Source organism: Bacillus sp. LR--39 (assembly GCF_053613335.1).
The window spans coordinates 1-800 of the sequence record NZ_JBSIOT010000681.1; the positions used below are offsets into that span (position 1 = coordinate 1).

Below are 800 nucleotides of genomic sequence, written 5' to 3' on the forward strand. Positions count from 1 at the left end.
GTATTACGTAAAAACAGCAAAAAGGAGCTGCTTTTTATGCTGACACACGACCTACATGAAAAAATAAAGCAATACATTTCCATTTATGCTGAATTAAAATCAAAATTAAAATGGAAAGTTTCACACGATCAGATATTAATGCTCATTTCTTCTGCATATATTGTGAATAAAAGAGAGTTTGATTTTCAGCGCTTTTATGATTTGAGCAGCTATATCAAATCAAACATCGGCAGCTTCTCAACACTCAATTCACACCACCGCTTTACTGTTGCATCTATTCTGGACATTCATTTTCAGCATGAGGCAAAACAAACATTTCATACTTTTATCGATGTATACAATGAAATGGTGAAGCTAGGATATAAGCGGGATATGTTCACATACCTTTCCGCTCTGATCTTGCTCACCGGCAAATCTGAAACGACAAACCAAAAAGAACAGATGAACATGGGGCTAGCAGTTTATCAGCAGATGAAGAAAAATCATTATTTCCTCACTTCAACTCAGAATGTTCCGCTCGCCGTACTGCTTGGAGAAAACGGAAAAGGTTTGCAGGCGCTACAGAAGGCGGAAACATGCTATCAACTGCTGGCGGCCAACGGCTTTAAAAAAGGACAGTACTTACATCAGGTCAGCCATATTCTGGCCTTGCAAAGTGAAAAAGAGCCCGAAATGCTTGTTTCCGCTTGCAAACAGATATATCAATCGATCACTGATGTCAAAAAACCAAAGGATTATCATTATCCAGACCTTGCTCTCCTCACATTTCTGGAAGAGCCAGATATCAAAACCGTTTTGTG

Annotated in this window: 1 protein-coding gene; it reads left to right on the top strand. The window is 38.9% G+C overall.

Translation table 11 applies throughout. From position 1 onward, the window contains the following. Positions 1–36: 36 nt before the first annotated feature. A partial coding sequence (locus ACWHAR_RS25810; protein WP_452088267.1) for a DUF4003 family protein occupies positions 37–800 on the top strand: 764 nt, incomplete at its 3' end.